Here is a 26,452-nt window from a genome sequence, read left to right as displayed (position 1 = left end):
GGCCTTTTTCCTGGGGACGGCAGTTGCCGCAGTTTCACGCAAGGCCCGACTATGCCCTGAAACCCGCGGCAGTCGGCGCTCTGTGGCACGCCATCTGCCCTACCAGGCTGGACGGGACTTCCTGATGAATTTCAGCGCCTTCAAGACGCCCGGGTCGGCGGGCTCAACGGCCTGCCGGGCCAGCCAGCCCAGCACAAAGCAGCCTGCACCGCGCGCCTGGCCGGCGCCGCCCGCGCCTGGGCTGCCCGCCAGCGCGCCGCCCAGCAGGGCACGCGCGATGTGGGCGTCATTGGCGCGGCCCAGGCTGCTTTGCAGTTCGTGCAGATGGCCCCGGTATTTGGCGTGCGGCGCAGCGCCCGGCAACGTCTCGAAAAACTCGGTGGCGTAGCGCTGGCGTTTGACCCGCAGGCGCAGCGCATGGCGCTGCTGCGGGCTCTGCCGGGCAAAATCGCGCGCACTGCGAACGAGCTTCTTGTGGCCGGCCTGCAGGGCGCGCGCGGCCCAGGGTTGCAGCGGCGCTTGCCAGGCCGCCTGGCGCGCCGGCTCGCTGCGCCAGGCCCGCTGCGCGAGCCAGCGGTGAAACGCCCGCAGCCACGCGGCGGGACCGGCCTGCACGATTGCACCCTGCATCGCCTGGCGCGCCGCGCGGCGGCGTGCTTGCACCACCCGCATCAACTGCCGCCACGCGGGCGGGTGGTCCAACGCGGGCGCAATCTCCGGCAGGGTCACGCAGCACAGCACATCCCAGTCACGCACGGGACCCAGGGCGCCGGCCAGCGCGCGCAGGCCCGCGAGCAATTCACCTGGCGGCAGCGGACACAGGCCGCGGTACAGGCGCAGCGCCACGCGCAGGCGCTGCAATGCCACGCGCGCCTGGTGCACATACTCGATGTCCTCGTCCTCCAGCACCCCCGGCAGGTTGGCCTGGAACTGCGCGAGACAGGCCGTGCACAGGGCGACAAAGCCGTCCTCGACCGACGCCTCGCCGGGCAGCCGCACGGGCGCGACCGGCACCGGTGCGGCGCGCTCGAACGCCGGCACCCGGCGCGCGGGGAGCGCCAGCTTGAGCTCTGTCTCGCGGTGGGTTTCGCGATGGGTAGGCGGTTTCGTCATGGCGTTGACTCACGTTGGCTCATTGTCCGACAAGGCCGCAAGAACTGGCCATAGGGCCTAAAATCGGTCCGTGTCCTCCATTCTCAACGCCGATCTCCACTGCCATTCCGTCGTCTCCGACGGCACCCTGACCCCGGAACAACTGGCCGCGCGCGCCAGCGCCAATGGCGTCGAGTTGTGGGCGCTGACCGACCATGACGAGATTGGCGGCCAGCAGCGCGCCTTGGCGGCAGCGCGGGCCAACGGCATGAAGTACCTCACCGGCACCGAGATTTCAGTCACGTTTGCGGGCGAGACCGTGCACATCGTCGGGCTCGGTTTCGATGCCGAAGACCCACGCATGGCGCAGGGCCTGCAGCGCACGCGCGGCGGACGCGGCCAGCGGGCGCTGGAGATGGCCGAAGGACTGGCCAGGGTCGGCATCCCGGGCGCGTACGAGGGCGCCCTGAAATTCGTCGGCAATCCCGAGCTGATTTCGCGCACGCACTTTGCCCGCTTTCTTGTCGAGACCGGCGCCTGCCACGACACGCACGAGGTGTTTCGCAAATACCTGACCGAGGGCAAGCCAGGCTTTGTGCCGCACCGCTGGGCCAGCCTGGCCGATGCGGTCAAGTGGATCACGCAATGCGGCGGGGTGGCCGTCATCGCGCACCCGGGCCGCTATAACTTCACGGCCAACGAAGAATACGCGCTGTTCACCGAATTCAAGGCCCACGGCGGGCGCGCGGTGGAGGTGGTGACAGGCAGCCACACGGCGGCCGAATACGTCGAGTACGCGGGCATGGCCCGGGAATTTGGCCTGGCCGCCTCACGCGGCAGCGATTTCCACAGTCCGGACGAGAGCCGGATCGACCTGGGCACCCTGCCCTACCTGCCGGGCGAACTCACGCCCGTGTGGGACCTGCTGACAGACCGCATCCAGTGAGCCGCCAGCCGAGCGCCCAGGCGGGCATCTGGCTGGTCGTGGCCGCCGCGGCCGGCTTTGCCATGCTGGACACCACCACCAAATACATCAGCTTCAGCGTGCCGGCGCTCATGGCCATGTGGCTGCGCTACCTGTTCCAGGCGCTGGCCACCACGGTCGTGGTGCTGCCCACACGCGGGCTGGCGCTGCTGCGTACCGCACACCCCAAATTCCAGTTTCTGCGCGGCGTGCTGCTGCTGGCAACCAGCCTGTTCGCGTTTTACAGCGTGAAGTACATGCCGGTGGGCGAGTTCACTGCCCTGGTCATGATCACGCCGCTGGTCATCACGCTGCTGGCGGCCCGTGTGCTGCGCGAGCGGGTGTCGCCGCTGCGCTGGCTGCTGGTGGCGGGCGGTTTTGCCGGCACGCTGGTGATCGTGCGCCCGGGCGGGCAGGCCTTTGGCTGGACCTTGCTGCTGCCGCTGGGCCTGGTCGTCAGCAATGCGTGGTTCCAGGTGCTGACCAGCCGGCTCGCCCGCACCGAAGACCCGGTCACCATGCATTTCTACACCGGCTGGGTCGGCACGCTGCTGGCCTCGCTGGCGCTGCCGTTCGTCTGGACCCCGCTGGCATCGTGGAGCCTGTGGGGCTGGCTGGCGCTGATGGGGCTGCTCGGCACGGTCGGCCATTTCCTGCTGATCCTGGCCTATATGCGCGCGCCCGCGGCCACGCTGACGCCTTTTTTGTACGTCCAGATCGGCTTTGCCATGCTGTGCGGCTGGCTGGTGTTCTCGCATGTGCCCGACCAGTGGTCGGTAATGGGCATCGCGATGATCGTGCTGTGCGGCGCGGCCGGGGCCTGGCTGACACGGCTGGAAGGCCGCGCGCACGATCCCATTAATATCCGGCCTGTGGAATCCTGAGCTTTTGCCCTGACATTGACTGCACCATGGCCCAATACTTCGAAGTTCACCCCGTCAACCCGCAGGTGCGCCTGCTCAAGCAGGCGGCGGCGCTGCTCGAGCGCGGCGGCATCGTGGCGGTGCCGACCGACTCCAGCTACGCGCTGGTGTGCCACCTCGATGACAAGACGGCGGCGGATCACCTGCGGCGCATCCGCGGCGTGGACGACAAGCACCACCTGACCCTGATGTGCCGCGACCTGAGCGAGCTGGCCACCTACGCCCGGGTCGACAACAAGCAGTTCCGCTTGCTCAAACTGGCCACGCCGGGCGCCTACACCTTCATCCTGGAAGCCAGCAAGGAGGTGCCGCGCCGCCTGAGCCACCCGCAGCGCAAGACGATCGGCCTGCGCGTGACCACGCACAAGGTGCTGCGGGAGCTTCTCGCCCTTCACAGTGGCCCGTTGCTAGCTACGACTTTAATAGCACCCGGGGAGACCGAGCCGCTCAACGACGCACAGGTCATCCGCAGCCGCTTCGAGCGCGAGATTGCGGGCGTGATCGACGCCGGCGCCTGCGCCTCGCGCCCCACCACCGTGATCGACCTGACGGGCATGGGCACGGGCGGCGAGCCGGTGCTGGTGCGCCTGGGCGGCGGCGATCCGGCCCGGCTCGGCTTGTCGGCCGATCTGGCCGGCGCGCTCTGAGACAATCACGCCGTGAACAACTACTCCGGCCTCATCCAGACGATTGCCCTGTACGCGCTGCCAGTGCTGTTCGCCATCACCGTGCACGAGGCCGCGCATGGCTACGCCGCGCGCCATTTCGGCGACAACACGGCCTGGGCGCTGGGCCGCGTGACGCTCAACCCCATCAAACACGTCGACCTGATGGGCACGATCCTGATCCCGCTGCTGCTGTACTTCGCCACCTCCGGCGCCTTTCTGTTCGGCTACGCCAAGCCGGTGCCGGTGAACTTCGGCGCGCTGCGCAATCCCAAGCGCGACATGGTCTGGGTGGCGCTGGCAGGTCCTGCGGTGAACCTGCTGCAGGCGCTCTTGTGGGGCATCGTTTTTTACCTGCTGCTCGGCGCGGGCGTGACGGAGCCGTTTTTTCTGAAGATGTGCCAGGGCGGCATTCTGGTCAATGTGGTGATGTTTGTCTTCAACCTGTTCCCGCTGCCGCCGCTGGACGGCGGCCGCGTCCTGGTGGGGCTGCTGCCACACCGGCAGGCAGTGCTGGTGTCGCGTATCGAGCCCTGGGGATTTTTCATCGTCATGGCGCTGGTGCTGGCCGGCGTGGTCAGCACTTACTGGCTGCTGCCCCTGATGGGCCTGACCTACGACCTGATCGACCTCGTGCTGTCGCCGCTGGCGGCCCTGGTCCGTTAACCCGACACGACCTCTCTCCTCATGATCCAGCCCCTTCGCGTTCTGACCGGCATCACCACCTCGGGTACCCCGCACCTGGGCAACTACGTGGGCGCCATTCGCCCCGCGGTCCAGGCCAGCCTGGCCGCTGGCACCGAGAGCTTTTATTTTCTGGCCGACTACCACGCGCTGATCAAGGTCGGCGAGCCGGCGCGGGTGCAGCGCTCCACGCTGGAGATCGCCGCCTCCTGGCTGGCCGCGGGACTGGACCCCGAGCGCGTCACCTTCTATCGCCAGTCCGATATTCCGGAAATCCCCGAACTGACCTGGCTGCTGACCTGCGTGACCGGCAAGGGCCTGCTGAACCGGGCGCATGCCTACAAGGCCGCGGTCGACCACAACGCGGCCGGCGGGCGCGATGCCGACGACGGCGTGACCGCCGGCCTGTTCATGTACCCCGTGCTGATGGGGGCCGACATCCTGATGTTCAATGCACACAAAGTGCCGGTGGGGCGCGACCAGATCCAGCACATCGAGATGGCGCGCGACATGGCCGCGAGCTTCAACCACCTGTATGGCGAGCATTTCGTGCTGCCCGAGGCCGCCATCGAGGAGTCGGTGGCGACGCTGCCGGGGCTCGATGGCCGCAAGATGAGCAAGAGCTACGACAACACCATTGCGCTGTTTGCGCCGCGCGAGCAGCTGCGCAAACTGATTGCCGGCGTGCTGACCGACTCGCGCACACCGGGCCAGCCCAAGGACACGGAAGGCTCGGCGCTGTTCCAGATTTACCAGGCCTTTGCCAGCCCCACGGAAACCGCCGCGCTGCGCCAGGCCTACGCCGACGGCATCGCCTGGGGCGATGCCAAGCAGCTGCTGTTCGAGCGCATCGACCGGGAAATTGCCCCGATGCGCGAGGCCTACCAGTCGCTGATCGATCACCCGGACCGGATCGAGGACATCCTGCATGCCGGTGCCGCCAAGGCGCGCAAACTCTCCGGGCCGGCCATGGCGCGGTTGCGCGAGGCGGTGGGACTGCGCGACCTGCGCACGCAGGCTGGCGCCGTAGTGGCAAAAACCGCCAAATCGGCCTTGCCGGCCTTCAAGCAATACCGCGAGCGCGACGGGCGCTTTTATTTCAAGCTGGTGGATGCGCGTGGCCGCCTGCTGCTGCAAAGCGCCGGTTTCGACTCGCCCAAAGAGGCGGCGCAGGCCATTGCACAACTGCGCCAGCAGGGCAGCGCGGCGCTGGCCGATGCCAATGCGGGACTGCAGGCCGCAGAAGGCGTCTCCCCCGTTGACATCGTGGCAGCGTTGCAGCAGCTGGCCGAGGCCCCGGCCTGAAACAGGTATCCTTTAGAGTTAAATAGTTGCAACGTTCCAGAGAGTTCCTCCCATGAGCCTGTACGTCATCGATGACCACCCCCTGATGCGCGAAGCAGTCGTGATGCTGCTGCGCCGGTACCGCGCGGGCGCCAATGTGGTCGAGCTCAACCGCCTCGGCGGTGTGGAAGAGGCGATCCGCCAGCATGGCGCGCCCGAACTTTTCTGTCTCGACCTCAAGCTGCCGGACACCATCGGCATGTCGGGCATCATCGAGCTCAAAAAACGCTACCCGGCGGCGGCGCTGGCGGTGCTGTCGGCCTCCCCGGCCGATGAATTCGAAGATCAGTGCATCGAAGCCGGCGCCGACGTCTACATCGAAAAGTCATCAGGGGCCAACGAGATTGGCTCCGCGCTGCATGCCCTGCTGACGCCGGACAGCACCTTCGAAGACTCCGGCACGACGGACAACAAGCTCTCCAGACGGCAAAAACAGTTGATCATCATGCTGGACCGGGGCCTGAGCAACCGTGAGATCGCGGACGAGCTGGGCATCAGCGAACACACGGTCAAGGTGCACCTGTGGCGGCTGTTCCGGCGCCTGGGCGTCAAAAGCCGCACGCAGGCCGTGCATTTCGCGCGTACTCACGGCATGTTGAACGGCTGAGCCAGGGCGGCATCCGGGCCCTGCAGGGTCAGCTTGAACACGCTGCCGCGCCCGGGTTGCGAGTTCATGGACAGGCTGTGGCCGAGCCGCTGCGCCAGACGCGCCACAATCGCCAGCCCCAGGCCAAAGCCATCGTCGGTGCCCGGGTGATTCGGTACCTTGTAGAACTCGCGGAAAACTTCTGCGTGGTACTGGCTCTCAATGCCGATGCCCGTGTCCCACACTTCAATGCGTACGCCTTGCCCCGCGCGCCGCGCCGCCACCAGCACGCCGCCGCTCTCGGTGTATTTCAGGGCATTGCCCAGCAGGTTGCCGACAATTCGCCGCAGCAAAATCCGGTCCGACTGCACCAGTGCCAGCCCCGGCACGCTGCTCACCCGCAACGCCAACCCCCGGGTTTGTGCCAGCGGACGGTACTGCAACTCCATCTCCTTGAGCAGCAGGACTACATCCACGGCTTCGACATGAAGGCGGGTTTTGCCCGAATCCAGTTTTGCCAGGTCGAACAGGGAGTCGAACAGGGCATTCACCGCCTTGGTGGACTCGACGATCCGGGGCGCGATTTCGGCCACGAGTTCGGGCTCGTTATTGAGCCAGTCCGCGTAGAGTCCCAGCGCATGCACGGGCTGGCGGATGTCGTGCGCGGCGTTCGCCAGAAACCGGTTTTTAATCGCCACCGCTTCCAGCGCGGCCTGGGTTTGCTGGGTCAAGGAATCGATCAACTGGCCGTTGCGGTACTGCAGCTCGACGTAGCTGCGATGCGTCTCGTACAGGCCCTGACCGGCCCGCAGCAGCAGCAGCCAGTGAATTCCGACCAGAAGCAAAAGCCAATAGTAAAAGGCAGCCGCCTCGAAGCGCAGATCCACCGCGATGCGCCACAAAATGACGCCCGCGCAGGTCAGTACCAGGGCGCTCACATAGGAGCGCAGCGTCTTGATCGAGTTCGACAGACTGGTGACCGCGAAGGTTCCGATCCCGACAATGATCAGCCAACCCAGAAACTGGGTCGCCAGCGGCGTCTTGTCGAAAAACAGCAGCCCCACCGAGGCCCACATGCAGGCGCCCAGGGGCCAGGTCCAGCCATAGCGCGCCATGAACTTCAGTTGGGCGTCGGTGCCGGCATGCGCCACGTGCAGGGTGTAGTGGCGCATGACCCAGAACCGCAGCACCGAAAACATCAACATGGCCAGCGTCCACAGACCCAAGCCGGCCATGGGCACTGCACTTTCTTGCAACACGGCAAACATCACCGGAATGATCAGGGCTGCCGTGATCTGCGTGCCCGGCGCCGTGCGCATGAGGTTGCGAATGAGCTCGGCGTCGATCCAGTCGGATTCGGAAGAGGGACAGGCAGGCGTCGGCGTTTCGGGCTTCATGCCCGCAGTCTATCGCGCCCCCAGCGGCGCAAGCCCGCCGCACCAGCAGCCAGATGGGGCGGCACGTCAGTCCCCCGATGGCGCGATTTTCTTGAGCAGCGGCGCGACCAGGTCCATGGGCAACGGGAACACGACCGTCGTGTTCTTGTCCGCGCCGATCACGGTCAGCGTCTCCAGGTAGCGCAGCAAGATGGCCTGCGGCTCCTGCGCCAGCACCTTCGCGGCCTGGAACAGTTTTTCGGACGCCTGCAGCTCGCCCTCGGCATGAATGACCTTGGCACGCCGCTCGCGCTCGGCCTCGGCCTGCCGCGCAATGGCCCGGATCATGGACTCGGTCAGGTCGACCTGCTTGATCTCGACATTCGAGACCTTGATGCCCCAGGAGCCCGTTTGCGCATCGAGCGCCTGCTGGATGTCCAGGTTCAGCGTCTCGCGCTCGGCCAGCATCTCGTCGAGCTGGTGCTTGCCCAGCACCGAGCGCAGCATGGTCTGCGCCAGCTGGCTGGTGGCGTCGAGGTAATCGACCACCTCGATCACGGCCTTCTGCGCGTCGGTCACGCGCAGATAGACCACGGCGTTGACTTTGACCGAGACGTTGTCGCGCGAAATCACGTCCTGGGACGGCACTTCCAGCACCACCGTGCGCAAGTCCACCCGCACCACCTGCTGGATCCCCGGGATGATGAGAACCAGCCCGGGGCCCTTGACCTTCCAGAAGCGCCCCAGGTTGAAGATGACACCGCGCTCGTACTCGCGAAAAATCCGGAACGAGGACGACAAAAAGGCCAGCACCAGCAGAAGGATGATCACCCAGAACCAGGGAAAAGCCGAGATCATTTTGTGCCTCCTTTCGATGGTGGATCCCGCCGATCCGCCCTTGCGACTGCAGCATAGTTGGATTGACGTATTGGCGCCGCCCGCCCGGCGATGGCGCCTGGGCGGGCATGGGATTGAAAAACCCCGGATGCCCGACCTTGCCGCCGGGGTGATAACTCATAATCTTTATTTTTAATATATCTTATAATTGTCTGCCGCTTGAACCTAGGCGCCACACGCATGAAAGGATTCCATGGTCACGGCTGATCTCTGCACCGAAGAAGAAGTCACTCGCCTGGTCCACGGGTTCTACGCCAAGGTGCGCCAGGACGATCTGTTGGGCCCGATCTTCAATCGCCACGTTGCCGACTGGGATCAGCACCTGGCCAAGCTGGTGGACTTCTGGTCCGCGATTTTGCGCGGCACCATGCGCTTCTCGGGCGCGCCCATGCCCGCCCACATTGCCCTGCCTGGCTTGAACGCGGGCCTGTTCCAGCGCTGGCTGGCGCTGTTCCACGACACCACCCAGGCGCTGGGCAACGAAGCCATGCGCGAGCGCGCCGACGCGATGGCCCGGCGCATCGCCCAGAGCTTCTGGTACGGCTACCAGCTGAGCCACGACCCCGACCAGATGCCGGGGCGGCTGGCCCAGGGCTGAGCCGCGCTGTCACAAAAGACGACACCATGAGCTACCCCATTTTCCTGACCCTGCATCTGTTCGCGGCGTTGATCTTCGTGGGCACGGTTTTCTTCGAAGTGCTGATCCTGGAGGGCGTGCGCAAGCATCTGCCCCTGGACGTGATGCGCCAGGTGGAGCGCGCCATCGGCAACCGCGCGCGCCGCCTCATGCCCTGGGTGCTGCTGGTGCTTTACGGCGCCGGCATCAGCATGGCCTGGCAGCACCGGGCGGCGCTGGCGCATCCGCTGGACAGCAGTTTCAGCCTGTTGCTGACTTTGAAAATCGTGCTCGCACTCAGCGTGCTGGGGCACTTCATCACGGCCATGGTTTCGATCAAGCGCGGCACGATGCATGCCAGGCGCTCGCGCTTCATTCACCTGAGCGTTTTTTTCCACATGATCGCCATCGTGCTGCTGGCCAAGGGCATGTTCTACCTCCACTGGTGAGCAAGTCCCGCGGGGCTCAAAAATCCATGGGAATCGTCACCGGCAGCGGCACGGCGCCCTGCCCGGACGTCTTGCCGGCAGACCGGTCAGGGATGAATTTTTCCGACGCCACGGGGTTGGATCCAACCGCACGCGCACGCTCTACCTGCGCATCGAGCACGGCCAGTTCGGTCTTGTAAAAGTCTGCAAACGCCATGTCCTGGCGCCGGTTTTCCACTGCACGCACATCCACCAGGAAGGTCACATCCAGTGGGCCTTCATCGATCTTGATCAAGGGCGGGTGGCCCAGCCTCTCCCCCACCAGCTTCAGTGCCTGCTCATGCGTGGTGCCGGGCATCAAGAGGGCAAAGCGCCACATGCTCAGGCGCGCCAGCACATGCTTGCCGACATCCAGTGCGTCGACCGCTTGCAGGACAATGGCCTCCACCATGCCGGTGGCTCCAGCGTGATAGACCTCCCTGATCTTCAGCAGGTCGGGAACATCCAGGAATACCAGCGTGGCAGGAACGCGCTTCTGGCGGCAATGACGCCAAAGTTCGGCGCCATGGTCCATGAAACCGTACTCGTTGAGCAGGCCACTGCTGGTGTCCACCCGGCGCTCCTCCAGCAATTCGTCGGTTCTGCGCATCACTTCGCCCATGTGGGTGGCGGCGGCCGAAAAGATGAAGACGAATCCTGCGCGCAGAAACAGGAACTCGGGCGTGGCCACGGGATGGAACCAGTAAATGATCAGCAGGTAAAGGCCGAGGCAGAACCCCAGCAGGCCCCAGACGAGGCGGGGCTTGAGCAGGATCGCATAGAGGATCAGCGGCACGACGACCCAGTTGACATTGGCCGCGCGCTCTTGATGGGTCTCGATCTGGATCAGTGTCAGGAAACCCAGCGCCATCAAAAGGGCGGCGCGCAGCAGCAGCTCGGTCTGCCGGCGCGCCGGCCTGCGCCAGCTCCACCCGGCGTGCAGGGCCGCGAGGGCCGCAAACAGCCACAACATCGGTGCCTGTCCATGCCCGATCAGGGCCGTCAGGGCGGTGGCGCACGCGACCGAGCCGCCTATCCATGGCTCGATCCAGCCGATATGGCGTGGCACATTGCCCTGCAGCGAGCGAATCTTCCTGCTGGTCAAGACCGGGGGCTGTGTGAGATCTCCACCGGCCTCGTCCGTAAACCCTGTTTTCAAGCGAACTCCGTGTAAACGCCCTTGTTGCCGGTTACTTTGACCGGCCGTCCTGCCTGATTCAGCCAACTCTACCAAGACATGTCGCGTCAAACCATGAAAGTTCACCTGCGACGGGCACTACAACCCACATGCCGTGGCTTATTAAATCTAATGGGCTATTGCAGATCCCGCGGGCCGTGGCGCTTTTGCCACATTCCGTGTTGGCCCGGTGTGCCGGCGGGCGTCATCAAAGAAAACGGCCATCGCTATTTTTTCAATAGCAAAAGCCTGTTGTCTGTGGCGGAGAGACAGGGATTCGAACCCTGGATAACCCATAAGGCTATACCGGATTTCGAGTCCGGCGCATTCGACCACTCTGCCATCTCTCCTGTGTCGAGCCCTGTAGTTTATCAGGACCGCAGAAGCTCCAGCCCACCCAGGTAGGAACGCAGCGCTTCGGGCACGGTGACCGATCCGTCGGCATTCTGGTAGTTCTCCAGAACAGCGACCAGCGTGCGGCCCACGGCCAGGCCGGAACCGTTGAGGGTGTGCACCAGTTCGTTCTTGCCCTGCGCGTTCTTGAAGCGCGCCTGCAGGCGGCGCGCCTGGAAGGCCTCGCAGTTGGAGACCGAGCTGATCTCGCGGTAGGTGTTCTGCGCCGGCAGCCAGACCTCGAGGTCGTAGGTCTTGGCCGCGCCAAAACCCATGTCGCCCGTGCACAGCGCCACCACGCGGTACGGCAGGCCGAGTTTCTGCAGGATGGCCTCGGCGTGGCCGGTCATGGCTTCCAGCGCCTCGTAGCTTTTCTCGGGGTGCACGATCTGCACCATCTCGACCTTGTCGAACTGGTGCTGGCGGATCATGCCGCGCGTGTCGCGCCCGGCGCTGCCGGCCTCGGAGCGAAAGCACGGGGTGTGGGCCGTGAGCTTGATCGGCAGATCGGCCTCGGCCACGACTTCATCGCGCACCACATTGGTCAGCGGCACTTCGCTGGTCGGGATGAGGTAGAGCGCGGTGCTGTCCGTCGTATCGCCCTCCTGCCCGCCTTTTTTGGCGGCAAACAAATCCTCTTCGAACTTGGGCAACTGGCCGGTGCCGCGCAGGCTGTCGGCATTCACGATGTACGGCACGTAGCACTCGGTGTAGCCGTGCTCCTGCGTTTGCACGTCGAGCATGAAGGCGGCGAGCGCCCGGTGCAGCCGCGCGATCGGACCCTTCATGAAGGTGAAGCGCGCGCCGGTCAGCTTGGTGCCCATGGCAAAGTCCAGCCCGAACGGCTGACCCACGTCCACATGGTCCCGGACTGCGAAGTCCATGGCGCGCGGCGTGCCCCAGCGGCGCACCTCCACATTGCCGGTCTCGTCCGCCCCTACCGGCACGCTTTCGTGCGGCAAATTGGGCACGGCGAGCAGCAGTGCCTGCAACTCGGCCTGGAGCGTGTCGAGCCGCGTGGCCGAGGCGTCGAGCTCGGCCTTGAGGGCCGCCACCTGCGCCATCACGGCATCCGTGCTTTCGCCTTTCGCCTTGAGCTGGCCGATCTGCTTGCTCAAACTGTTGCGCTGGGCCTGCAGCTCCTCGGTGCGGGTTTGCAGGGTCTTGCGTTCGGCCTCCAGCGTCTTGAAGGCAGTGACATCCAGGAAGGTCTGCGGCTTTTTTCGCGTCTCGAGCCGACCGACGACCGAGTTGAGGTCTTTTCGTAACAAAGTGATATCTAGCATGGGGTAATTTTAGTGGGAGCGGGTAAACCGCCTTTTTCACTGACAGAATCCGGAACTAGCATCGGTGCACAGAACGCGCCATCCCGGACAACACATGCGGATCGAACCCTATCTTTTCTTTGACGGCAACTGCGAAGCAGCGCTGACCTTCTACCAGCACTGCCTGGGCGGCCAGGTGGCCGAACTGCGCCGTTTCCGGGGCTCGCCGATGGAAGATCAGTTGCCTGCCGCGTGGCTGGACAAGGTGATGCACGCCAAGTTCGAGGCGGATGGGCACCGGTTCATGGCCAGCGACCGCACGCCGGGGCAGCCGTTCGGCGGCCATGCGGGGTATTACATGGCGGTGAATCTGCCCGGGGATCCAGTGCGCGGCGAACACGTGTTCAAGGCCCTGGCCACCGGCGGCATGATCACCATGCCGTTTGCGACCACCTTCTGGGGCGCGCACTTCGGCATGCTGGTCGACAAGTTCGGCGTCGGCTGGATGGTCAACTGCGAAATGGGTACCGCCGCCACGCCCTGACGAGTGCCCGAGCCGGCCGCAGCGCAGTACATGCAGCGGCAAGCGTGGGGGGCCGTTAGCCCAGGCTGGCCGGATCCATGTTGGCGCCGCACAGGATCAGGCAGACCTTCTCGCCTTCGCACGGCACATAGGCGCCGGTTTGCAGCGCCGCCACACCGAGTGCCGCGGCAGGCTCCACGGCCAGCCGCAACTCGCTCCAGAGCCATTGCTGCGCGGTGCGAATCGCCTCATCGGGCAGCAACAGGGCGTCTTTGACTTGGCGCTGCGTCACGTCCCATGCAATGGCGCCAATGCGCCGGGCACCGAGCGAATCGGCGGCGATGCCGCTCACCGCCACATCCACTGGCTGGCCGGCGGCGCGGGCCTGGAATAGCGTGGGCGCCAGTTCGGGCTCGAGCGCCACCACGCGGGCGCGCTGCCCGAACCAGGCCGCGACGCCGGCGATCAGCCCGCCGCCGCCCACGCTCACCAGCACCGCGTCGGGCAGACCCGCCTGCTGTTCGATCTCACAGGCCAGCGTGCCTGCGCCCGCCACCACCTCCGGCTGGTCGTAGGCATGGGTCAGCAGGGCGCCGGTCGCTTGCTGGCGGGCCAGGCAGGCCTCCAGTGCCTCGCTGTACACCGCACCCGCCACCACCACCTGCGCGCCCAGTGCGCGCAGCCGGGCGCGTTTGGCCTCGGGGCAGACGGCGGGCACAAACACCTCGCAGGGAACACCCAGCGCGCGGGCCGCCGCCGCGGTGGCAATGCCGGCATTGCCGCCGGACGCCACGATCACGCCACTGTCTGGAATCGGATTCGCCAGCAGCCGGTTCAGCATGCCGCGCGCCTTGAAGCTGCCGCCTACCTGCAGGTGCTCGAGCTTGAGCCAGACCTCGGCGCCGGCGACGCCCAAGGCCGCGCCGGGCAGTTTGACGATCGGAGTTTGACGTAAAAAGTGGCTGTAGCCCTTGTTCAGCCTTCGCCATACGCTATCAATTTCAGAGCTGTCCATGGCAGCTTTCGCGGTGTCCCTGTGTGGTCCGCGTGGCCATCACGGCGCACGCCCGGGCGTCTTCTCATCCAGCCTCATGCCCTTGGGCAGCGGAAACTTGACCGTCTCCTGGATGCCTTCCATGCGGCGCACCGACGCGCCCCCGAGCGCCTTGATGCGTTCGATGACTTGCTGCACCAGAATTTCGGGCGCCGAGGCGCCGGCCGTCAAGCCGACACGCGCCCTGCCCGCCAGCCATTCCGGCTTGAGCTCGTCGGCGTTGTCCACCATGTAGCTCGGCGTGCCCAGCTTGTGTGCCACTTCGCGCAGGCGGTTGCTGTTGGAGCTGGTGGGACTGCCGACCACGATCACCACATCGACCTGCGGGCTCATGATCTTGACCGCGTCCTGCCGGTTCTGCGTGGCGTAGCAGATGTCCTGCTGTTTGGGCTGGCGCACGTTCGGAAAACGCGCCTTCACCGCCGCCATGATTTGCGCCGCATCGTCCACGCTCAGCGTGGTTTGCGTGACCACCGCGAGCTTGTCGGTTTGCGCCGGCCGCACGCCCGCGACGTCAGCCACATCTTCCACCAGGTGGATGCCGCCATCGAGCTGGCCCATGGTGCCCTCGACCTCGGGGTGGCCCTTGTGGCCGATCATGATGAACTCGAAGCCCTCGCGGGCCAGCTTGGCCACTTCGACATGCACCTTGGTCACCAGCGGGCAGGTCGCATCAAAAATCTGGAAGCCGCGCGCCTTGGCTTCATCCTGGATCGCGCGGCTCACGCCATGTGCAGAAAAAACCAGCGTAGCCCCCGCGGGGACTTCGTCCAGCGCTTCAATAAAGATAGCACCGCGGGATTTGAGGTCGTTCACCACATAGGTGTTGTGCACGATCTCGTGGCGCACATAGATCGGGCGGCCGAACTTTTCCAGCGCGCGCTCCACGATCTCGATGGCGCGGTCCACGCCGGCGCAAAAGCCGCGCGGCTCGGCCAGCACGATTTCCTGGGCCGTCGGTTTCATAGCACGCCAATCAGCTGCACTTCAAACGTCACCGGCTGGCCCGCCAGCGGGTGGTTGAAGTCGAACAGCACCGAGTCGCCGTTCTCGTCGTTGCGCACTTGCTGCACCGCACCGGCGTAGTGGCCCCTGCCGTCCGGCGCGGGGAATTCCACCACGTCGCCGACCTGGTACTGCGCGTCGGGGTCGCCCATTTCCAGCAGCAGCTTGCGCGCCACCCACTGCACCATGGCGGGATTGCGCTCGCCAAAGGCCTCGCCGGCGGGAATGTCAAAGGCCGTGCGCACGCCCTCGTGCAGCCCGAGCAGGCGCTGTTCCATGGCGGGTGAGAGCTCGCCGGTGCCCAGCGAGAGCGTGGCCGGCTTGTCGTGGAAGGTGTTGATGATGTCGCCCGCCGGGCCGGCCAGGCGGTAATGCAGGGTCAGGAAAGAGCCCGGCTGAACCTGGGCTGGAGCTTGCGTCGCTTGAGTCATGGATATCTCGATAAACTGGCCTCTATTGTAGAAACCTCCACCGCCGCGCAAGCTGAACCCGTCGAAGTCCCTTCGGCGGGCTCGGGGCGACCGGCTCATCTAAATCTGCCATGGCCCTCAAAGACCTTCCTCCGGACGCCCGCCCGCGCGAGAAACTGCTGGCGCGCGGCCCCGGCGCCCTGAGCGACGCCGAACTGCTGGCGCTGCTGCTGCGCACCGGCATCCCCGGCAAGGGGGTGCTGCAACTGGCGCAGGAACTGCTGGAGGTCAAGACGGGCTTCGACGGCATTGCCGGGCTGCTGCATACCAGCGCTGATGACCTAAAACGCATCAAGGGCTTGGGCCCGGCCAAGCGGGCCGAACTGGTCGCCGTGCTGGAGCTGGCGCGGCGCGCGCTGGCGCAGCAGCTCCGGGAGCGCGAAGGTTTTGCTTCACCCGACGCCGTCAAGCACTACCTGCAATTGCACCTGGCGGCGCGGCCGCACGAAGTCTTCGCGGTGCTGTTTCTGGACGCGCAAAACCGGCTGCTGGCGCTGGAAGAGCTGTTTCGCGGCAGCCTCACACAAACCAGCGTGTACCCGCGCGAGGTCGTGCTGCGCGCGCTGCACCACCAGGCGGCCGCCGTGGTGCTGGCGCACAACCACCCCAGCGGCACCGTCGAGCCTTCACGCGCCGACGAGGCGCTGACGCAGACGCTCAAGGCCGCGCTCGCCCTGGTCGACGTGCGCGTGCTGGACCATGTGATCGTGGGCACGGGGCAGGCGCTGTCCATGGCCGAGCGGGGTTTGCTGTGAAGCTGCGCTCGTTGCAGGACCTGGGGGGCGTGCAAAAAAAGATCGCCGACAGGCACGCTTTGGCGCTGGCGCAGGAAGCCGCCCGGGTTGCGGCCGAGCACCGTGCCAAACTCGAGAAGGAACTGTTTGTTCGGGCCGTTGGAAGCGTCACGCCCATATCCGACGGGTGCAGAGTGCTATTGAATCCGGAGCAACCCCCGCCTGTCGCCCTGCACCGCCAGCGCGACGAGCAGGCGGCGTTGCGCGAGGCGCTGAGCGACGAATTCGACGCCAGCACCCTGCTCGATACCGACGAGCACCTGAGCTTTCGCCGCCCCGGCATCGGCCTGGAGGTGACGCGCAAGCTGCGCAAGGGCGAGTGGCGCATCCAGCGCGACATCGACCTGCACGGCCTGCGCACCGACGCCGCGCGCGAGGCGCTCGCGGCCTTCATCCGCGAAGCCTGCCAGCAGGGCCTGCGCTGCGTGCGCGTGGTGCACGGCAAGGGACTGGGCTCGCCGGGCAAGACGCCGGTGCTCAAGTCCCGGGTGCACAGCTGGCTGGTGCAGAAAAACGAAGTGCTGGCGTTCGTGCAGGCCAGGCCCGCACAGGACGGCGCCGGCGCGCTGGTGGTGTTACTGAAGCCTTCATCGGCGGCCAAGGTGTAACAGGCGCCCATTTCACTGAACTGCGCAGACGTACCCTCTCTCTAATGACTATGAACCCAACACTGAAAGGCGCGGCGAAGCGCCTGACCTTTTCGCTGACCCTCGTGTCCGCCCTGGGCGGATGCGCGGTCTATGGGCCGCCAGCCGGCCCGTATGCCTATGGCACCGACGCCAATGGCCAACCCGTTTACACGGCGCCGTACTACTACCCATATTCCTACCCCTCGTATTACCCGTACTACTACGACCCGCTGTATATCGGAGGCGGGCCTTTCTTCGGCTTTGGCTATTACGGCGGTGGTGGCTTCAGAGGTGGCCGCGGGGGAGGCCGCGGCGGTGGTCACGGTGGTGGCGGCCATGGTGGCGGTGGCCATGGTGGTGGTGGTGGACACGGCGGCGGCGGCGGGCACCGGTGAGGTCTGCGGCGGGCGGCTCCTGATGGAACTCGCGTGGTAGCTCACTGTGCGGCGCGGCGCAGGGTCTCCATCACGGGCCGGCGCAGCACCTCGCGCAGACCCCACCAGCCCGCGCCCAGTGCGAGCACAGCGCCCGCAATAGCACCGATGACAGGCACCCAGAGCGAAGGCGCCCATTCAAACCCAAACACATACCGGGCCAGTGCCCAGCCGACTCCCATGGCCACCACGCTGGCCAGAAATCCGGCGAGCAAACCGACGCCCACAAGCTCGGCGCGCTGCACCTGGCGCAGCAGGCTGGCCTGCGCGCCGACCGCACGCATGATGGCGAATTCCCGGGCGCGCTCCTCGCGCGTCGCGCTGATGGCAGCAAACAGCACGACCAGGCCCGCAGCGAGCGTGAAGCCGAACAAAAATTCCACCGCACGGATCACCTGGTCCAGCACGCGCTGCACCTGCGCGATGGTGCTGGTCATATCGACGCTGGTGATGTTCGGGAAGGCACGCACCAGGTTGTTGTCAAAGCCGCGTGTGTCGGGCGCCTTGAACGCGCCCATGTAGGTCGTGGGCACATCCGGCATCGTGCTGACCGGGTACATGGCAAAGAAGTTGGCCCGCATTGAGCCCCAGTCCACCTTGCGCAGCGAACTGATCCTGGCGTCGATCTGCACGCCGCCAACATCGAAGCGCAGCACATCGCCCAGCGCCAGGTTCAGGGTTTTGGCGATACCCTCCTCCACGCTGATGGCGCCCTTTTGTTCGGGCGTCCAGCGTCCGGCCACAATCTGGTTGTAGGGTGGCTGCACCGCGCTGTGGGACAGGTTGAATTCGCGGTCCACCAGGCGCCTGGCGCGGTCGTCGGCATAGTCGCCGGGCGTGACGCTTTTGCCGTTGATGGCCACCAGCCGTCCGCGAATCATCGGGTACCAGTCAAACTTTTGTACCCCTGCCGCGTGCAGCGCCTGCTGGAACGATGCGCTTTGTTCGGGCATGACGTTGATGACGAAACGGTTCGGCGCATCGGGCGGCGTGGCCTGGCGCCAGCCGTTGATAAGGTCGGTGCGCAGCAGCACCAGCAGCACCAGCGCCAGCAGGCCGACCGCCAACGCGCTGACCTGCACCACCGCATAGGCCGGGCGTGCCGAGATCTGGCGCGTGGCCAGCACCAGCCAGCGCGGCGCGGTGGCCTCGTTCACACCCCGGCGCAGCAGCTTGACGGCGAGCCAGCTCAAGGCCGCAAACACCAGCACGGCGGCTGCGAAGCCGCCCACCGCAATCAGGCCCAGCGTCAGGTCGCTGCTGGCAGCCAGCAGCAGCGCCGCAAAGCCGATCACCCCCAGCGCCAGCACGGCCAGCGAGGCGGGCTTGAGGTTGCCGACATCGCGGCGAATCACGCGCAGCGGCGGCACCTGCGCCAGCTGCAGCACCGGCGGCAAGCCAAAGGCCAGCATCAAGGTCAAGCCCATGCCCAGGCCCAAGCCCACGGGCCACAGACTGGCCGCCGGCAGCGCCACCTCGATGAGCCCCGCCAGTAGCAGCACGAACCCGTAATGCACGGCATAACCGAGCACAACGCCGGCGGCACTGGCAAACAGGCCCACCAGTGCAAATTCGAAGGTGTAGCTCCAGGCAATGGTGCGCTGGCTCTGGCCGAGCACGCGCAGCATGGCGCAATCGTCCAGATGGCTGGCCGCAAAGCCGCGCGCCGTCAGCGCGACCGCCACGGCGCTCAGCAAGGCCGCCAGCAGGGCCACCAGATTCAGGAATTTCTGCGCACGATCCAGTGTCTGCTGCATCGCAGGGCGTCCGCTTTCCAGCGACTCCACGCGCACGCCGCGCATCGTCGCGTCATCGGGGTTTTTGACCTGCAGCGTGGCCCACTGCACAAACGCCTTGACCTGCCGGTCGGATCCCGCCACGGCGAAGCGGTAGTTCACGCGGCTGGCGGGCTGGATCAGCCGCGTGGCCGCCAGATCCGCCTGGTTCAGCATGACGCGCGGCGCAAAGCTCATGAACCCGGCGCCGCGATCCGGCTCGATCACGATGATGCGGCTGATGTGCAGCGTCGCGTCGCCCAGCAGCAGCGCATCGCCCATCTTGAGGCTCAGGGCATCGAGCAGCGACGCGTCAACCCAGACTTCGCCGGGTGCGGGAATGTCGCGGGTGTTGTGCCCGGGCGCATCGGGCTGCGTCGCCACGCTGAGGCTGCCGCGCAGGGGATAGCCGGCGCCCACGGCCTTGAGCGCCACCAGCTTGCTGGCGCTGCCCTGTGCATCGGCGGCGCGGCCCATGGTCGGAAAGCCCAGCGTGCTCGCGGTCTGCAGCCCGAGCGCGCGCGCCTGGTCGATGAAGCGTTGGGGCGTCGGGTTGTCGCTGGAAATCACCGCGTCGCCGCCCAGCAGCTGGCGCGCATCGCGCTGCAGCCCGCCCTGCAGCCGGTCGGCAAAGAAGCCCACCGCCGTCAGGGCGCCCACCGCCAGCGTGACGGCCACGATCAGCAGGCGCAACTCGCCGGCACGCACATCGCGCCACAGCGTGCGCCAGCCCAGGCGAAGAAAAGAGGAATTCATAAAAGGGAATTGCCCACCGGGCCCAATCACGCTATTTTCACGCCATGGCGCGCAGGTTCAAACCGGCCAGTTCGGGCTGCAGCTGCAGGCGTTCGGGCGCGCTGTAGCAGATGAAATGTTTGTTGGTAGCGCGGCCAATGGTGCACAGCGCCAGCCGCTGCGCCACCTCGTGGCCCATCTGGGTGATGCCGCTGCGCGAGACCACGATGGACACGCCCATCTGCGCGGATTTGATGACCATCTCGCTGGTGAGACGGCCCGTGGTGTAGAACACCAAGTCAAAGGCGGGGCCGCAATTTTCCGGCGGGTCGCCCCCAGAAAAATGAGCCTCCCCGGGGGGCAGCGCAGCACGCGCGGCAGCCAGCGTGGGGACATCGTTTTCCTGCAGCCACATCCAGCCGGCGATCGTATCGATGGCGTTGTGGCGGCCCACATCCTCGACAAAAATCAGCATCTCCGGCTCGCCGTCTTTCACCCCGAACAGCGCACAGCCGTGCACCGAACCGGCCGACTTGTAGGTGCTTTCCTGGACTCGGATGGCGTTGACGATGCCGTAGAGCTGTGCCTGCGTCAGCACCGCGGGCGGCAGCCGGATCGTGTCGATTTCATCCATCAAGCCGCCAAACACACTGCCCTGCCCGCAACCGGTGGTGACCACGCGTTTGGCCGTGCGCTCTTCGAGGCGTTCGATGCCGGAGCGGGTCTTGACTGCCGCCGCGCCGACGTCCCAGTCCACCGTGATGGAATGGACCTCTTCAACGCTCCTGACCAGCCGCTGGTTGCGCAGAAACCCGAGCACCAGCAGTTCAGGGTGCGCCCCCAGCGTCATGAGTGTGACAAGCTCGCGGTTGTCCACATACACCGTGAGCGCGCGTTCGGCGGGAATCGAGATGGTGTCACGTTCGCCGTGCTCGTTGACGACCTCGATCTCACGCGTCAGCGGCGCGCGCGCCTGGGTCAGATAGGGCATCAGGATGGGCTGGGGCATGACACAAGACTACAACAAAAAAACCGGCACCTCACGGGCCGGCCTTTTGGTGGGAATGACCTCTCAGGGCTTTTTGGCAGGATTGCCAGTTGCGTCGGGCTGCTTGCCGCTGGACGGACTGGCCGCGGTGGCCGGCGGCGAATGGGCGCCCGCGGCCTCGAGCGGTTTGGTCGCTTCTGGCGGCGTGTACGCAAATGGGCCAGGGTCGGTGCAAGCCGGCGTGGCCACCGCCGGGCCGACCTGCTTGCCAGCAGCCTTGGCTGCTGCGAAATAGTCTGCCGCCACCTTGTCCTGGGACTTGCAAAGCAGGTAGCCATCCACCTTGCTGCTCCAGGCCGTCTTGGCGGCGGCCTCCAACGCTTTCGCCTTGGCTTCGTCGCTCAAGACGGGTGTCGGCAATTTGGCAAGCGCCGCGCTACACGCAACGAAAACCAGGCTGGCGATCAAAAGTTGCTTCATGATGTGTTGCCTCGATTACACCTGCACGGCCTGGCCGGACGGTGCAGGCGCATCGCGCTGCGCCGCAATCTTGCCGGCCTTCACGTCGTCGTACCAGAGCTCGTGGTGCTCCCTGGCCCAGGTCTCGTCCACGTAACCCGTCTTCATGGCTTTGTAGGCGCCCTGCATGCCGACGGTGCCCATGTAGATATGGCCCATGAACATGACGATCATCAGCACGGTCGCGACCGCATGCACCATGTGGGCGATCTGCATGGTGCCACGCACATAAACCAGACCGGGCAGCACCCTGTCCAGCACGAAGCCGGACGACACCACGACCAGGCCGAGGAAGAAAACGCCGCCCCAGAAAACGATTTTTTCACCCGCATTGAAGCGGTGCGACGCGGGCTCGTTGCCCGACAGCAGGCCGCCGCCCTTGCGCAACCACGTCATGTCTTCCTTGCGCGGCCAGTTGTCACGCAGGAAGGTGCAGAACACGACCACCAGCGACACGGCAAAAACCGGCCCGGCGAAGTTGTGCAGCGTCTTCAAGGCGTACGCCAGCCAGCCGAACAGCGTCGTGCCAATCACCGGCTGCATGAAAAACTTGCCGAACGCCATGACGAGACCCGAAATCGCCAGGATGCTGAACGCGATGGCATTCGCCCAATGCGCTGACCGCTCGAAGGCGGTGAAGCGCTCGATCTTGTGGCCGGTCTCGGCACCGTGCAGCCGCATGGCGCCACGGCGCCAATAAAACAGCGCGATGGCGCCCGCCACGATCAGCACCAGTGCGCCGCCGTAAGGAATGATCCAGTTGTTGCGAACCTGGCGCCAGGCCTCGCCGGCATTGGTCAGGCGCGAACCGGGATACTGCACAAACGGCTGGATCAGGTTGCCCGCTTCGGGCGCCTCGCTCCTGGGCAGGCTGCTGGTGCCCGTGGCGCCCGCGGCCACCTGTCGCCACATGGGCGCGTTGTTGCCCGGCTGGACTCTGGCGCGCTCGGCATTGGTCTGCTTTGCGTAGTCGGGATCGGCGCTCGCATCAGGCTTGACCTCGAAGATGTTGGCGCTCTGCACGCCCCCCAATGCGGCCGCCGCCGCTGGCGCAGCCCCGGCGGGCGGAGTAATCGGCGCCGCGGCCCCGGCCTTGGGCGGCTCCTGCGCCGACACCGTGCCCCACGCGCCAATCGCTATAAAAATAGTAGCAATGAGTGACCGAAGCATAGGGACTCCTGATCAGTTGACCTTGTTGTACTCGTTCTGGCCATTTTGTGTGCGCACCTTGAGCGCCTGCTCCCAACTGGTCTTGTCACCTGGCGTCCAGCCCGCTGCGGTGAACGGACTGGCAGGCCCGGTGTAGGCCGGTGCATCCAGTTTGACCCCGCTGCCCAGCGTTTGCGGCTTTTCACCGCAGGCCGCCAGGACCAGCACGGTCGCGATCAGGATCAGTGGGCGCATCATGACTTGCCTCCTGCGGCAGGTGGCTGGCCCGCCTGTTTCGAACCATAAGCCGTGCCCCAGCCCCAGACCTCGGCGCCCTTGCCGCGCTTGACCACGCGATTGCGGAAGATGTCGGCCACCACATCGCCGTCACCGGCCAGCAGCGCCTTGGTCGAGCACATCTCGGCGCAGATCGGCAGCTTGCCCTCGGCCAGCCGGTTGCGGCCGTATTTCTCAAACTCGGCCTGGCTGCCGTTGGCTTCCGGCCCGCCGGCGCAGAAGGTGCATTTGTCCATCTTGCCGCGCACGCCGAAGGTGCCTTGCGAGGGAAACTGCGGCGCCCCAAACGGGCAGGCATAGGAGCAGTAGCCGCAACCGATGCATACGTCCTTGTCGTGCAGCACCAGACCTTCGTCGGTATGGTAGAAGCAGTTCACGGGACACACCGCCATACAGGGTGCGTCGCTGCAGTGCATGCAGGCCACCGAGATGGATTTTTCACCGGGGACGCCATCATTGAGCGTCACCACGCGGCGGCGGTTCACGCCCCACGGAACCTCATGCTCGTTCTTGCAGGCCGTCACGCAGCCGTTGCACTCGATGCAGCGCTCGGCGTCACAAACAAATTTCATGCGTGCCATGGGGTCTCCTAATCAGTTGAGGACAGAGCAGAATCGCTTCGCAATTCCTGGCCTGTCCCGCAAGTTTTCATGCCTTCTCGACGTTGCAGATCGTCGTCTTGGTTTCCTGCATCATGGTCACGCTGTCGTAGCCATACGTGGTGCCCGTGTTGGCCGCCTCGCCTCGCACCACCGGATGCGCCCCGCTGGGGTAGTAGGCAAGCATGTCTGCCCCCTGCCAATGCCCCGAAAAGTGGAACGGCAAAAACACCGTGTCGGGGCCAACGCTCTCGGTCACGTGCGCCTGCACGTTCAACCTGGCACCGGTCGGAGTGCTGACCCAGATGCGCTCGCCATGGCGCACGCCCTTGTCGGCGGCCACCTTCGGGTTGATCTCGGCAAACATCTCCTGCTGCAGTTCGGCCAGCCACGGGTTCGAGCGCGTCTCTTCGCCGCCGCCCTCGTACTCCACCAGCCGGCCGGACGTCATGATGAGCGGGAACTTTTCAGCGACCTTGTCGGCCACGTTCTTGTCCTGCAAGGTCTTGAACAGCGTCGGCATCCGCCAGAAGGCCTTCTTGTCGTCATGCGTGGGGTACTGGGCCACCAGGTCCGGGCGCGTGCTGTAGATCGGCTCGCGGTGCTGTGGTATCGCATCCGGGAAGTTCCACACCAGCGCCCGCGCCTTGGCGTTGCCGAACGGATAGCAGCCATGATTTTTCATGGTGACCCGGATGATGCCGCCGGAAGGGTCGGTCTTCCAGTTCTTGCCCTCGGCCGCGGCCCTCTCCGCATCGGTGAGTTCGCTCCACCAGCCCAGCTTCTTCAGCAGCACATGGTCGAATTCAGGGTAACCGGTCGTGATGTCGGCGCCCAGGGAGTGCGAGCCGTCCTCGGCCAGCAGATTGACGCCATTGCGCTCCACCCCAAAGTTGGCGCGGAAGTTGCCGCCGCCATCCATCACGTGCTTGGACGTGTCGTACAGGTTGGGCGTGCCCGGGTGCTTGAGTTCGGGCGTGCCAAAGCAGGGCCAGGGCAGGCCAAAATAGTCGCCCGTCAGGTCGTAGCCGGTTTCCTTGTCCTTGCCAGTCCTGGCCTTGAGCGTTTTCACGTCGAACACATTCATGTTGCGCATGTGGGCCTTGAGCCGCTCGGGGCTCTGGCCGGTGTAACCGATGCTCCAGCAGGACCGGTTGATTTCGCGCAGGATGTCTTCCGGCACAGGCTCCTCCATGCCCCTGACCTTCTGCATCTTGTAGTTCTTCGACAGCTCCTTGGCAAAACCCAGTTTCTCGGCGAACTGGTGCATGATCATGTGGTCACTGCGGGACTCCCACAGCGGCTCGATCACTTTTTCGCGCCACTGCAGCGAGCGGTTGGAAGCCGTGACCGAGCCACTGGTCTCGAACTGGGTCGCCGCCGGCAGCAAATACACCGCACGATTGGGATTCAAGTCCTCGGCCCGGCCCGGCATGGCCGCCATCGCCGCCGTCGCCGACGGATATGGATCCACCACCACCAGCAAATCGAGCTTGTCCATGGCGCGCTTCATTTCCAGGCCACGCGTCTGGGAGTTGGGCGAGTGTCCCCAGAACACGACGCCGCGCAAATTCGCGTCCTGGTCGATCAACTCGTTTTTCTCGAGCACCCCGTCAATCCAGCGCGATACCGTGATGCCGGGCTTGGTCATCATGGCGGTCGATGCAAAGCGGCCCTTGATCCACTCGTAGTCCACGTCCCAGGCTTTGGCAAAGTGCTTCCATGAGCCCTCCGTGATGCCGTAATACCCGGGCAGGGAATCAGGATTGGGGCCGATGTCGGTCGCACCCTGCACATTGTCATGGCCGCGGAAAATATTCGCGCCGCCGCCCGATTTGCCGACGTTGCCCAGAGCCAGCTGCACGATGCACGAGGCGCGCACCATGGCGTTGCCAATGCTGTGCTGGGTCTGGCCCATGCACCACACCAGGGTGCTGGGCCGGTTCTCGCTCATCATGGTCGCGACACGCAGCATCTGCTCTTCTTTGACGCCACAGGCCTCAAACACCTTGTCGGGCGTCCACTTGGCGAGCACGTCTGCCTTCACCTGGTCCATGCCGTAGACACGGTCGTTGAGGTACTTCTGGTCTTCCCATCCGTTCTTGAAGATGTGGTACAGCACGCCGAACAGAAACGGGATGTCGGAGCCGGACCGGATGCGCACGTACTCGTCCGCCTTGGCGGCCGTGCGGGTAAAGCGCGGATCCACCACGATCATCTTGCAGCCGTTTTCTTTCGCGTGCAGCATGTGCATCATGCTCACGGGATGCGCCTCGGCAGCATTCGAGCCGATATACAACGCGCACTTGCTGTTTTGCATGTCGTTGTACGAATTGGTCATCGCCCCGTAGCCCCAGGTGTTGGCGACGCCGGCGACCGTGGTCGAGTGGCAGATGCGGGCCTGGTGGTCGCAGTTGTTGCTGCCCCACAGGCTGACAAACTTGCGCAGCAGATAGGACTGCTCGTTATTGTGTTTGGAGGAACCGATCCAGTAGACGGAGTCCTGGCCGCTGGCCTTGCGCAAATCCAGCATCTTCGCGCTGATCTCGCTGAGTGCCGTGTCCCAGCTGATGCGCTCGTATTTGCCATTCACCAGCTTCATGGGGTAGCGCAAGCGGTATTCGCCATGCCCGTGCTCGCGCAGCGCGGCGCCCTTGGCACAATGAGAACCCAGATTGATGGGGGAATCGAACACCGGATTCTGACGCACCCAAACGCCGTTTTCTACCACCGCATCGACCGCGCAGCCCACGGAGCAGTGCGTGCAGACGGTACGTTTAACCTGGATCTTGCTCGCATCCACGCCGGCCGAGCCCTCTGCCGCGCGGGCTCTCCTCACGAGGACCAGCTCGGTAGCGGCAATGCCCACGCCCACGCCAAGCCCCGAGCGGCGCAGAAACCCGCGACGGTCCATGGTGGGCAACGCCTGCGACAAACCGCGGCGCAGGCTGTGCACAAAAGGGGAACTGGCGGCGCCGGGCGCGGCGCTCTGCTTCTTGGTCAGCAACATGGAACTCTCCAGAACGGACGAG

At 65.4% G+C, this 26,452-nt stretch carries 27 protein-coding genes and 1 tRNA gene; 12 read left to right on the top strand and 16 right to left on the bottom strand.

Annotated elements, in window-relative coordinates; translation table 11 throughout:
* Nucleotides 1–99: 99 nt before the first annotated feature.
* Nucleotides 100–1,113, bottom strand: a complete 1,014-nt coding sequence (locus B0E49_RS01815) for a CHAD domain-containing protein (protein ID WP_077560263.1) — start codon at nucleotides 1,111–1,113, stop codon at nucleotides 100–102.
* Between the two features lie 70 nt (nucleotides 1,114–1,183).
* On the opposite strand from B0E49_RS01815, the gene B0E49_RS01810 reads away from it, so the two are divergent.
* Genes B0E49_RS01810 through B0E49_RS01785 form a run of 6 tightly spaced genes read left to right on the top strand, consistent with a single transcriptional unit; the run spans nucleotide 1,184 to nucleotide 6,279 of the window.
* Nucleotides 1,184–2,038, top strand: coding sequence for a 3',5'-nucleoside bisphosphate phosphatase (locus B0E49_RS01810; RefSeq protein WP_077560262.1), 855 nt, complete (start codon nucleotides 1,184–1,186; stop codon nucleotides 2,036–2,038).
* Complete coding sequence (locus B0E49_RS01805) at nucleotides 2,035–2,940, top strand: DMT family transporter (protein ID WP_077560261.1); 906 nt, start codon at nucleotides 2,035–2,037, stop codon at nucleotides 2,938–2,940. Before B0E49_RS01810 ends, B0E49_RS01805 begins: the two co-directional genes overlap by 4 nt.
* A gap of 26 nt (nucleotides 2,941–2,966) precedes the next feature.
* Nucleotides 2,967–3,626, top strand: coding sequence for an L-threonylcarbamoyladenylate synthase (locus tag B0E49_RS01800; protein WP_077560260.1), 660 nt, complete (start codon nucleotides 2,967–2,969; stop codon nucleotides 3,624–3,626).
* 12 nt (nucleotides 3,627–3,638) lie between these two features.
* Nucleotides 3,639–4,310 carry a site-2 protease family protein gene (locus tag B0E49_RS01795; RefSeq protein ID WP_077560259.1) on the top strand — a complete coding sequence of 224 codons (672 nt, stop codon included), beginning with the start codon at nucleotides 3,639–3,641 and terminating at the stop codon, nucleotides 4,308–4,310.
* A 21-nt stretch (nucleotides 4,311–4,331) separates the two neighbouring features.
* On the top strand, nucleotides 4,332–5,633 hold the full coding sequence (locus B0E49_RS01790; RefSeq protein WP_077560258.1) for a tryptophan--tRNA ligase: 1,302 nt from the start codon (nucleotides 4,332–4,334) through the stop codon (nucleotides 5,631–5,633).
* A 52-nt stretch (nucleotides 5,634–5,685) separates the two neighbouring features.
* The gene (locus tag B0E49_RS01785; protein ID WP_077560257.1) at nucleotides 5,686–6,279 is read left to right on the top strand and encodes a response regulator transcription factor; all 594 of its coding nucleotides are present in this window, start codon (nucleotides 5,686–5,688) and stop codon (nucleotides 6,277–6,279) included.
* On the opposite strand, the gene B0E49_RS01780 is transcribed toward B0E49_RS01785, so the two are convergent.
* Both B0E49_RS01780 and B0E49_RS01775 read right to left on the bottom strand, forming a co-directional pair.
* Nucleotides 6,258–7,655: a sensor histidine kinase gene (locus B0E49_RS01780; RefSeq protein WP_077560256.1), complete on the bottom strand. Its 1,398-nt coding sequence runs from the start codon at nucleotides 7,653–7,655 to the stop codon at nucleotides 6,258–6,260. The two genes, B0E49_RS01785 and B0E49_RS01780, sit on opposite strands and share 22 nt — an antisense overlap.
* A 66-nt stretch (nucleotides 7,656–7,721) precedes the next feature.
* Nucleotides 7,722–8,492, bottom strand: a complete 771-nt coding sequence (locus tag B0E49_RS01775) for a slipin family protein (protein ID WP_077560255.1) — start codon at nucleotides 8,490–8,492, stop codon at nucleotides 7,722–7,724.
* 232 nt (nucleotides 8,493–8,724) lie between these two features.
* On the opposite strand from B0E49_RS01775, the gene B0E49_RS01770 reads away from it, so the two are divergent.
* Together B0E49_RS01770 and B0E49_RS01765 are read left to right on the top strand one after the other, a co-directional pair.
* Complete coding sequence (locus tag B0E49_RS01770) at nucleotides 8,725–9,129, top strand: group III truncated hemoglobin (protein ID WP_077560254.1); 405 nt, start codon at nucleotides 8,725–8,727, stop codon at nucleotides 9,127–9,129.
* 26 nt (nucleotides 9,130–9,155) lie between these two features.
* A complete protein-coding gene (locus B0E49_RS01765; RefSeq protein ID WP_077560253.1) occupies nucleotides 9,156–9,596 on the top strand; it encodes a CopD family copper resistance protein in 441 nt (146 codons plus the stop codon).
* A gap of 16 nt (nucleotides 9,597–9,612) precedes the next feature.
* On the opposite strand, the gene B0E49_RS01760 is transcribed toward B0E49_RS01765, so the two are convergent.
* The 3 genes from B0E49_RS01760 to serS form a co-directional block, all read right to left on the bottom strand.
* Nucleotides 9,613–10,773: a GGDEF domain-containing protein gene (locus B0E49_RS01760; RefSeq protein ID WP_168174980.1), complete on the bottom strand. Its 1,161-nt coding sequence runs from the start codon at nucleotides 10,771–10,773 to the stop codon at nucleotides 9,613–9,615.
* A 277-nt stretch (nucleotides 10,774–11,050) separates the two neighbouring features.
* A tRNA-Ser gene (locus tag B0E49_RS01755) sits at nucleotides 11,051–11,141 on the bottom strand.
* A gap of 21 nt (nucleotides 11,142–11,162) precedes the next feature.
* On the bottom strand, nucleotides 11,163–12,470 hold the full coding sequence (gene serS / locus B0E49_RS01750; RefSeq protein ID WP_077560251.1) for a serine--tRNA ligase: 1,308 nt from the start codon (nucleotides 12,468–12,470) through the stop codon (nucleotides 11,163–11,165).
* A gap of 94 nt (nucleotides 12,471–12,564) precedes the next feature.
* Here serS and B0E49_RS01745 point away from each other — a divergent pair, with 94 nt between their 5' ends.
* Entirely contained in the window at nucleotides 12,565–12,993 is a 429-nt protein-coding gene (locus B0E49_RS01745; protein WP_286137735.1) for a VOC family protein, read from the top strand.
* A gap of 55 nt (nucleotides 12,994–13,048) precedes the next feature.
* Here B0E49_RS01745 and B0E49_RS01740 read toward each other — a convergent pair whose 3' ends face one another.
* From B0E49_RS01740 to B0E49_RS01730, 3 genes are read right to left on the bottom strand one after another with little or no spacing between them, the layout of a single operon-like run.
* Nucleotides 13,049–13,987, bottom strand: coding sequence for a threonine/serine dehydratase (locus B0E49_RS01740; protein WP_077560250.1), 939 nt, complete (start codon nucleotides 13,985–13,987; stop codon nucleotides 13,049–13,051).
* 39 nt (nucleotides 13,988–14,026) lie between these two features.
* Complete coding sequence (ispH, locus tag B0E49_RS01735; RefSeq protein WP_077560249.1) at nucleotides 14,027–14,992, bottom strand: 4-hydroxy-3-methylbut-2-enyl diphosphate reductase; 966 nt, start codon at nucleotides 14,990–14,992, stop codon at nucleotides 14,027–14,029.
* The gene (locus B0E49_RS01730) at nucleotides 14,989–15,462 is read right to left on the bottom strand and encodes an FKBP-type peptidyl-prolyl cis-trans isomerase (protein WP_077560248.1); all 474 of its coding nucleotides are present in this window, start codon (nucleotides 15,460–15,462) and stop codon (nucleotides 14,989–14,991) included. The genes ispH and B0E49_RS01730 overlap by 4 nt, the downstream gene beginning before the upstream one ends.
* Nucleotides 15,463–15,572: 110 nt before the next feature.
* Here B0E49_RS01730 and radC point away from each other — a divergent pair, with 110 nt between their 5' ends.
* The 3 genes from radC (at nucleotide 15,573) to B0E49_RS20985 (ending at nucleotide 17,359) form a co-directional block, all read left to right on the top strand.
* Nucleotides 15,573–16,256 (top strand): RadC family protein, encoded by a 684-nt coding sequence (radC, locus tag B0E49_RS01725; RefSeq protein WP_077560247.1) that lies wholly within the window; start codon nucleotides 15,573–15,575, stop codon nucleotides 16,254–16,256.
* A 29-nt stretch (nucleotides 16,257–16,285) separates the two neighbouring features.
* Nucleotides 16,286–16,903 carry a Smr/MutS family protein gene (locus B0E49_RS01720; protein WP_353647335.1) on the top strand — a complete coding sequence of 206 codons (618 nt, stop codon included), beginning with the start codon at nucleotides 16,286–16,288 and terminating at the stop codon, nucleotides 16,901–16,903.
* 282 nt (nucleotides 16,904–17,185) lie between these two features.
* Entirely contained in the window at nucleotides 17,186–17,359 is a 174-nt protein-coding gene (locus B0E49_RS20985; protein ID WP_174571050.1) for a hypothetical protein, read from the top strand.
* Between the two features lies 1 nt (nucleotide 17,360).
* On the opposite strand, the gene B0E49_RS01715 is transcribed toward B0E49_RS20985, so the two are convergent.
* The 7 genes from B0E49_RS01715 to B0E49_RS01685 form a co-directional block, all read right to left on the bottom strand.
* Nucleotides 17,361–19,889 carry an ABC transporter permease gene (locus B0E49_RS01715; protein WP_077560245.1) on the bottom strand — a complete coding sequence of 843 codons (2,529 nt, stop codon included), beginning with the start codon at nucleotides 19,887–19,889 and terminating at the stop codon, nucleotides 17,361–17,363.
* A 37-nt stretch (nucleotides 19,890–19,926) separates the two neighbouring features.
* Nucleotides 19,927–20,877, bottom strand: a complete 951-nt coding sequence (locus tag B0E49_RS01710; protein ID WP_077560244.1) for a formate dehydrogenase accessory sulfurtransferase FdhD — start codon at nucleotides 20,875–20,877, stop codon at nucleotides 19,927–19,929.
* Between the two features lie 63 nt (nucleotides 20,878–20,940).
* The gene (locus tag B0E49_RS01705; protein WP_077560243.1) at nucleotides 20,941–21,336 is read right to left on the bottom strand and encodes a hypothetical protein; all 396 of its coding nucleotides are present in this window, start codon (nucleotides 21,334–21,336) and stop codon (nucleotides 20,941–20,943) included.
* Between the two features lie 15 nt (nucleotides 21,337–21,351).
* Nucleotides 21,352–22,545 (bottom strand): formate dehydrogenase subunit gamma, encoded by a 1,194-nt coding sequence (locus tag B0E49_RS01700; RefSeq protein WP_077560242.1) that lies wholly within the window; start codon nucleotides 22,543–22,545, stop codon nucleotides 21,352–21,354.
* A gap of 12 nt (nucleotides 22,546–22,557) precedes the next feature.
* The gene (locus tag B0E49_RS01695; RefSeq protein WP_077560241.1) at nucleotides 22,558–22,782 is read right to left on the bottom strand and encodes a hypothetical protein; all 225 of its coding nucleotides are present in this window, start codon (nucleotides 22,780–22,782) and stop codon (nucleotides 22,558–22,560) included.
* Nucleotides 22,779–23,402: a formate dehydrogenase FDH3 subunit beta gene (gene fdh3B, locus B0E49_RS01690; protein ID WP_077560240.1), complete on the bottom strand. Its 624-nt coding sequence runs from the start codon at nucleotides 23,400–23,402 to the stop codon at nucleotides 22,779–22,781. The genes B0E49_RS01695 and fdh3B overlap by 4 nt, the downstream gene beginning before the upstream one ends.
* Nucleotides 23,403–23,469: 67 nt before the next feature.
* Entirely contained in the window at nucleotides 23,470–26,430 is a 2,961-nt protein-coding gene (locus B0E49_RS01685) for a formate dehydrogenase subunit alpha (protein WP_077560239.1), read from the bottom strand.
* Nucleotides 26,431–26,452 lie beyond the last annotated feature (22 nt).

Origin of the sequence: Polaromonas sp. C04 (assembly GCF_002002705.1) — a bacterium.
GTDB lineage: Bacteria > Pseudomonadota > Gammaproteobacteria > Burkholderiales > Burkholderiaceae_C > Rhodoferax_A.
The sequence above is the reverse complement of the archived record's forward strand: the minus strand, read 5'-3'. Positions and strand labels throughout refer to the sequence as shown.

Excerpts from the sequence above, each read along its gene's own strand:
- B0E49_RS01815 (WP_077560263.1), bottom strand. The coding sequence starts at position 1,113 with ATGACGAAACCGCCTACCCATCGCGAAACCCACCGCGAGACAGAGCTC.
- B0E49_RS01800 (WP_077560260.1), top strand. The coding sequence starts at position 2,967 with ATGGCCCAATACTTCGAAGTTCACCCCGTCAACCCGCAGGTGCGCCTG.
- B0E49_RS01790 (WP_077560258.1), top strand. The coding sequence starts at position 4,332 with ATGATCCAGCCCCTTCGCGTTCTGACCGGCATCACCACCTCGGGTACC.
- B0E49_RS01785 (WP_077560257.1), top strand. The coding sequence starts at position 5,686 with ATGAGCCTGTACGTCATCGATGACCACCCCCTGATGCGCGAAGCAGTC.
- B0E49_RS01780 (WP_077560256.1), bottom strand. The coding sequence starts at position 7,655 with ATGAAGCCCGAAACGCCGACGCCTGCCTGTCCCTCTTCCGAATCCGAC.
- B0E49_RS01775 (WP_077560255.1), bottom strand. The coding sequence starts at position 8,492 with ATGATCTCGGCTTTTCCCTGGTTCTGGGTGATCATCCTTCTGCTGGTG.
- B0E49_RS01770 (WP_077560254.1), top strand. The coding sequence starts at position 8,725 with ATGGTCACGGCTGATCTCTGCACCGAAGAAGAAGTCACTCGCCTGGTC.
- B0E49_RS01765 (WP_077560253.1), top strand. The coding sequence starts at position 9,156 with ATGAGCTACCCCATTTTCCTGACCCTGCATCTGTTCGCGGCGTTGATC.
- serS (WP_077560251.1), bottom strand. The coding sequence starts at position 12,470 with ATGCTAGATATCACTTTGTTACGAAAAGACCTCAACTCGGTCGTCGGT.
- B0E49_RS01745 (WP_286137735.1), top strand. The coding sequence starts at position 12,565 with ATGCGGATCGAACCCTATCTTTTCTTTGACGGCAACTGCGAAGCAGCG.
- B0E49_RS01740 (WP_077560250.1), bottom strand. The coding sequence starts at position 13,987 with ATGGACAGCTCTGAAATTGATAGCGTATGGCGAAGGCTGAACAAGGGC.
- ispH (WP_077560249.1), bottom strand. The coding sequence starts at position 14,992 with ATGAAACCGACGGCCCAGGAAATCGTGCTGGCCGAGCCGCGCGGCTTT.
- B0E49_RS01730 (WP_077560248.1), bottom strand. The coding sequence starts at position 15,462 with ATGACTCAAGCGACGCAAGCTCCAGCCCAGGTTCAGCCGGGCTCTTTC.
- radC (WP_077560247.1), top strand. The coding sequence starts at position 15,573 with ATGGCCCTCAAAGACCTTCCTCCGGACGCCCGCCCGCGCGAGAAACTG.
- B0E49_RS01715 (WP_077560245.1), bottom strand. The coding sequence starts at position 19,889 with ATGAATTCCTCTTTTCTTCGCCTGGGCTGGCGCACGCTGTGGCGCGAT.
- B0E49_RS01710 (WP_077560244.1), bottom strand. The coding sequence starts at position 20,877 with ATGCCCCAGCCCATCCTGATGCCCTATCTGACCCAGGCGCGCGCGCCG.
- B0E49_RS01705 (WP_077560243.1), bottom strand. The coding sequence starts at position 21,336 with ATGAAGCAACTTTTGATCGCCAGCCTGGTTTTCGTTGCGTGTAGCGCG.
- B0E49_RS01700 (WP_077560242.1), bottom strand. The coding sequence starts at position 22,545 with ATGCTTCGGTCACTCATTGCTACTATTTTTATAGCGATTGGCGCGTGG.
- B0E49_RS01695 (WP_077560241.1), bottom strand. The coding sequence starts at position 22,782 with ATGATGCGCCCACTGATCCTGATCGCGACCGTGCTGGTCCTGGCGGCC.
- fdh3B (WP_077560240.1), bottom strand. The coding sequence starts at position 23,402 with ATGGCACGCATGAAATTTGTTTGTGACGCCGAGCGCTGCATCGAGTGC.
- B0E49_RS01685 (WP_077560239.1), bottom strand. The coding sequence starts at position 26,430 with ATGTTGCTGACCAAGAAGCAGAGCGCCGCGCCCGGCGCCGCCAGTTCC.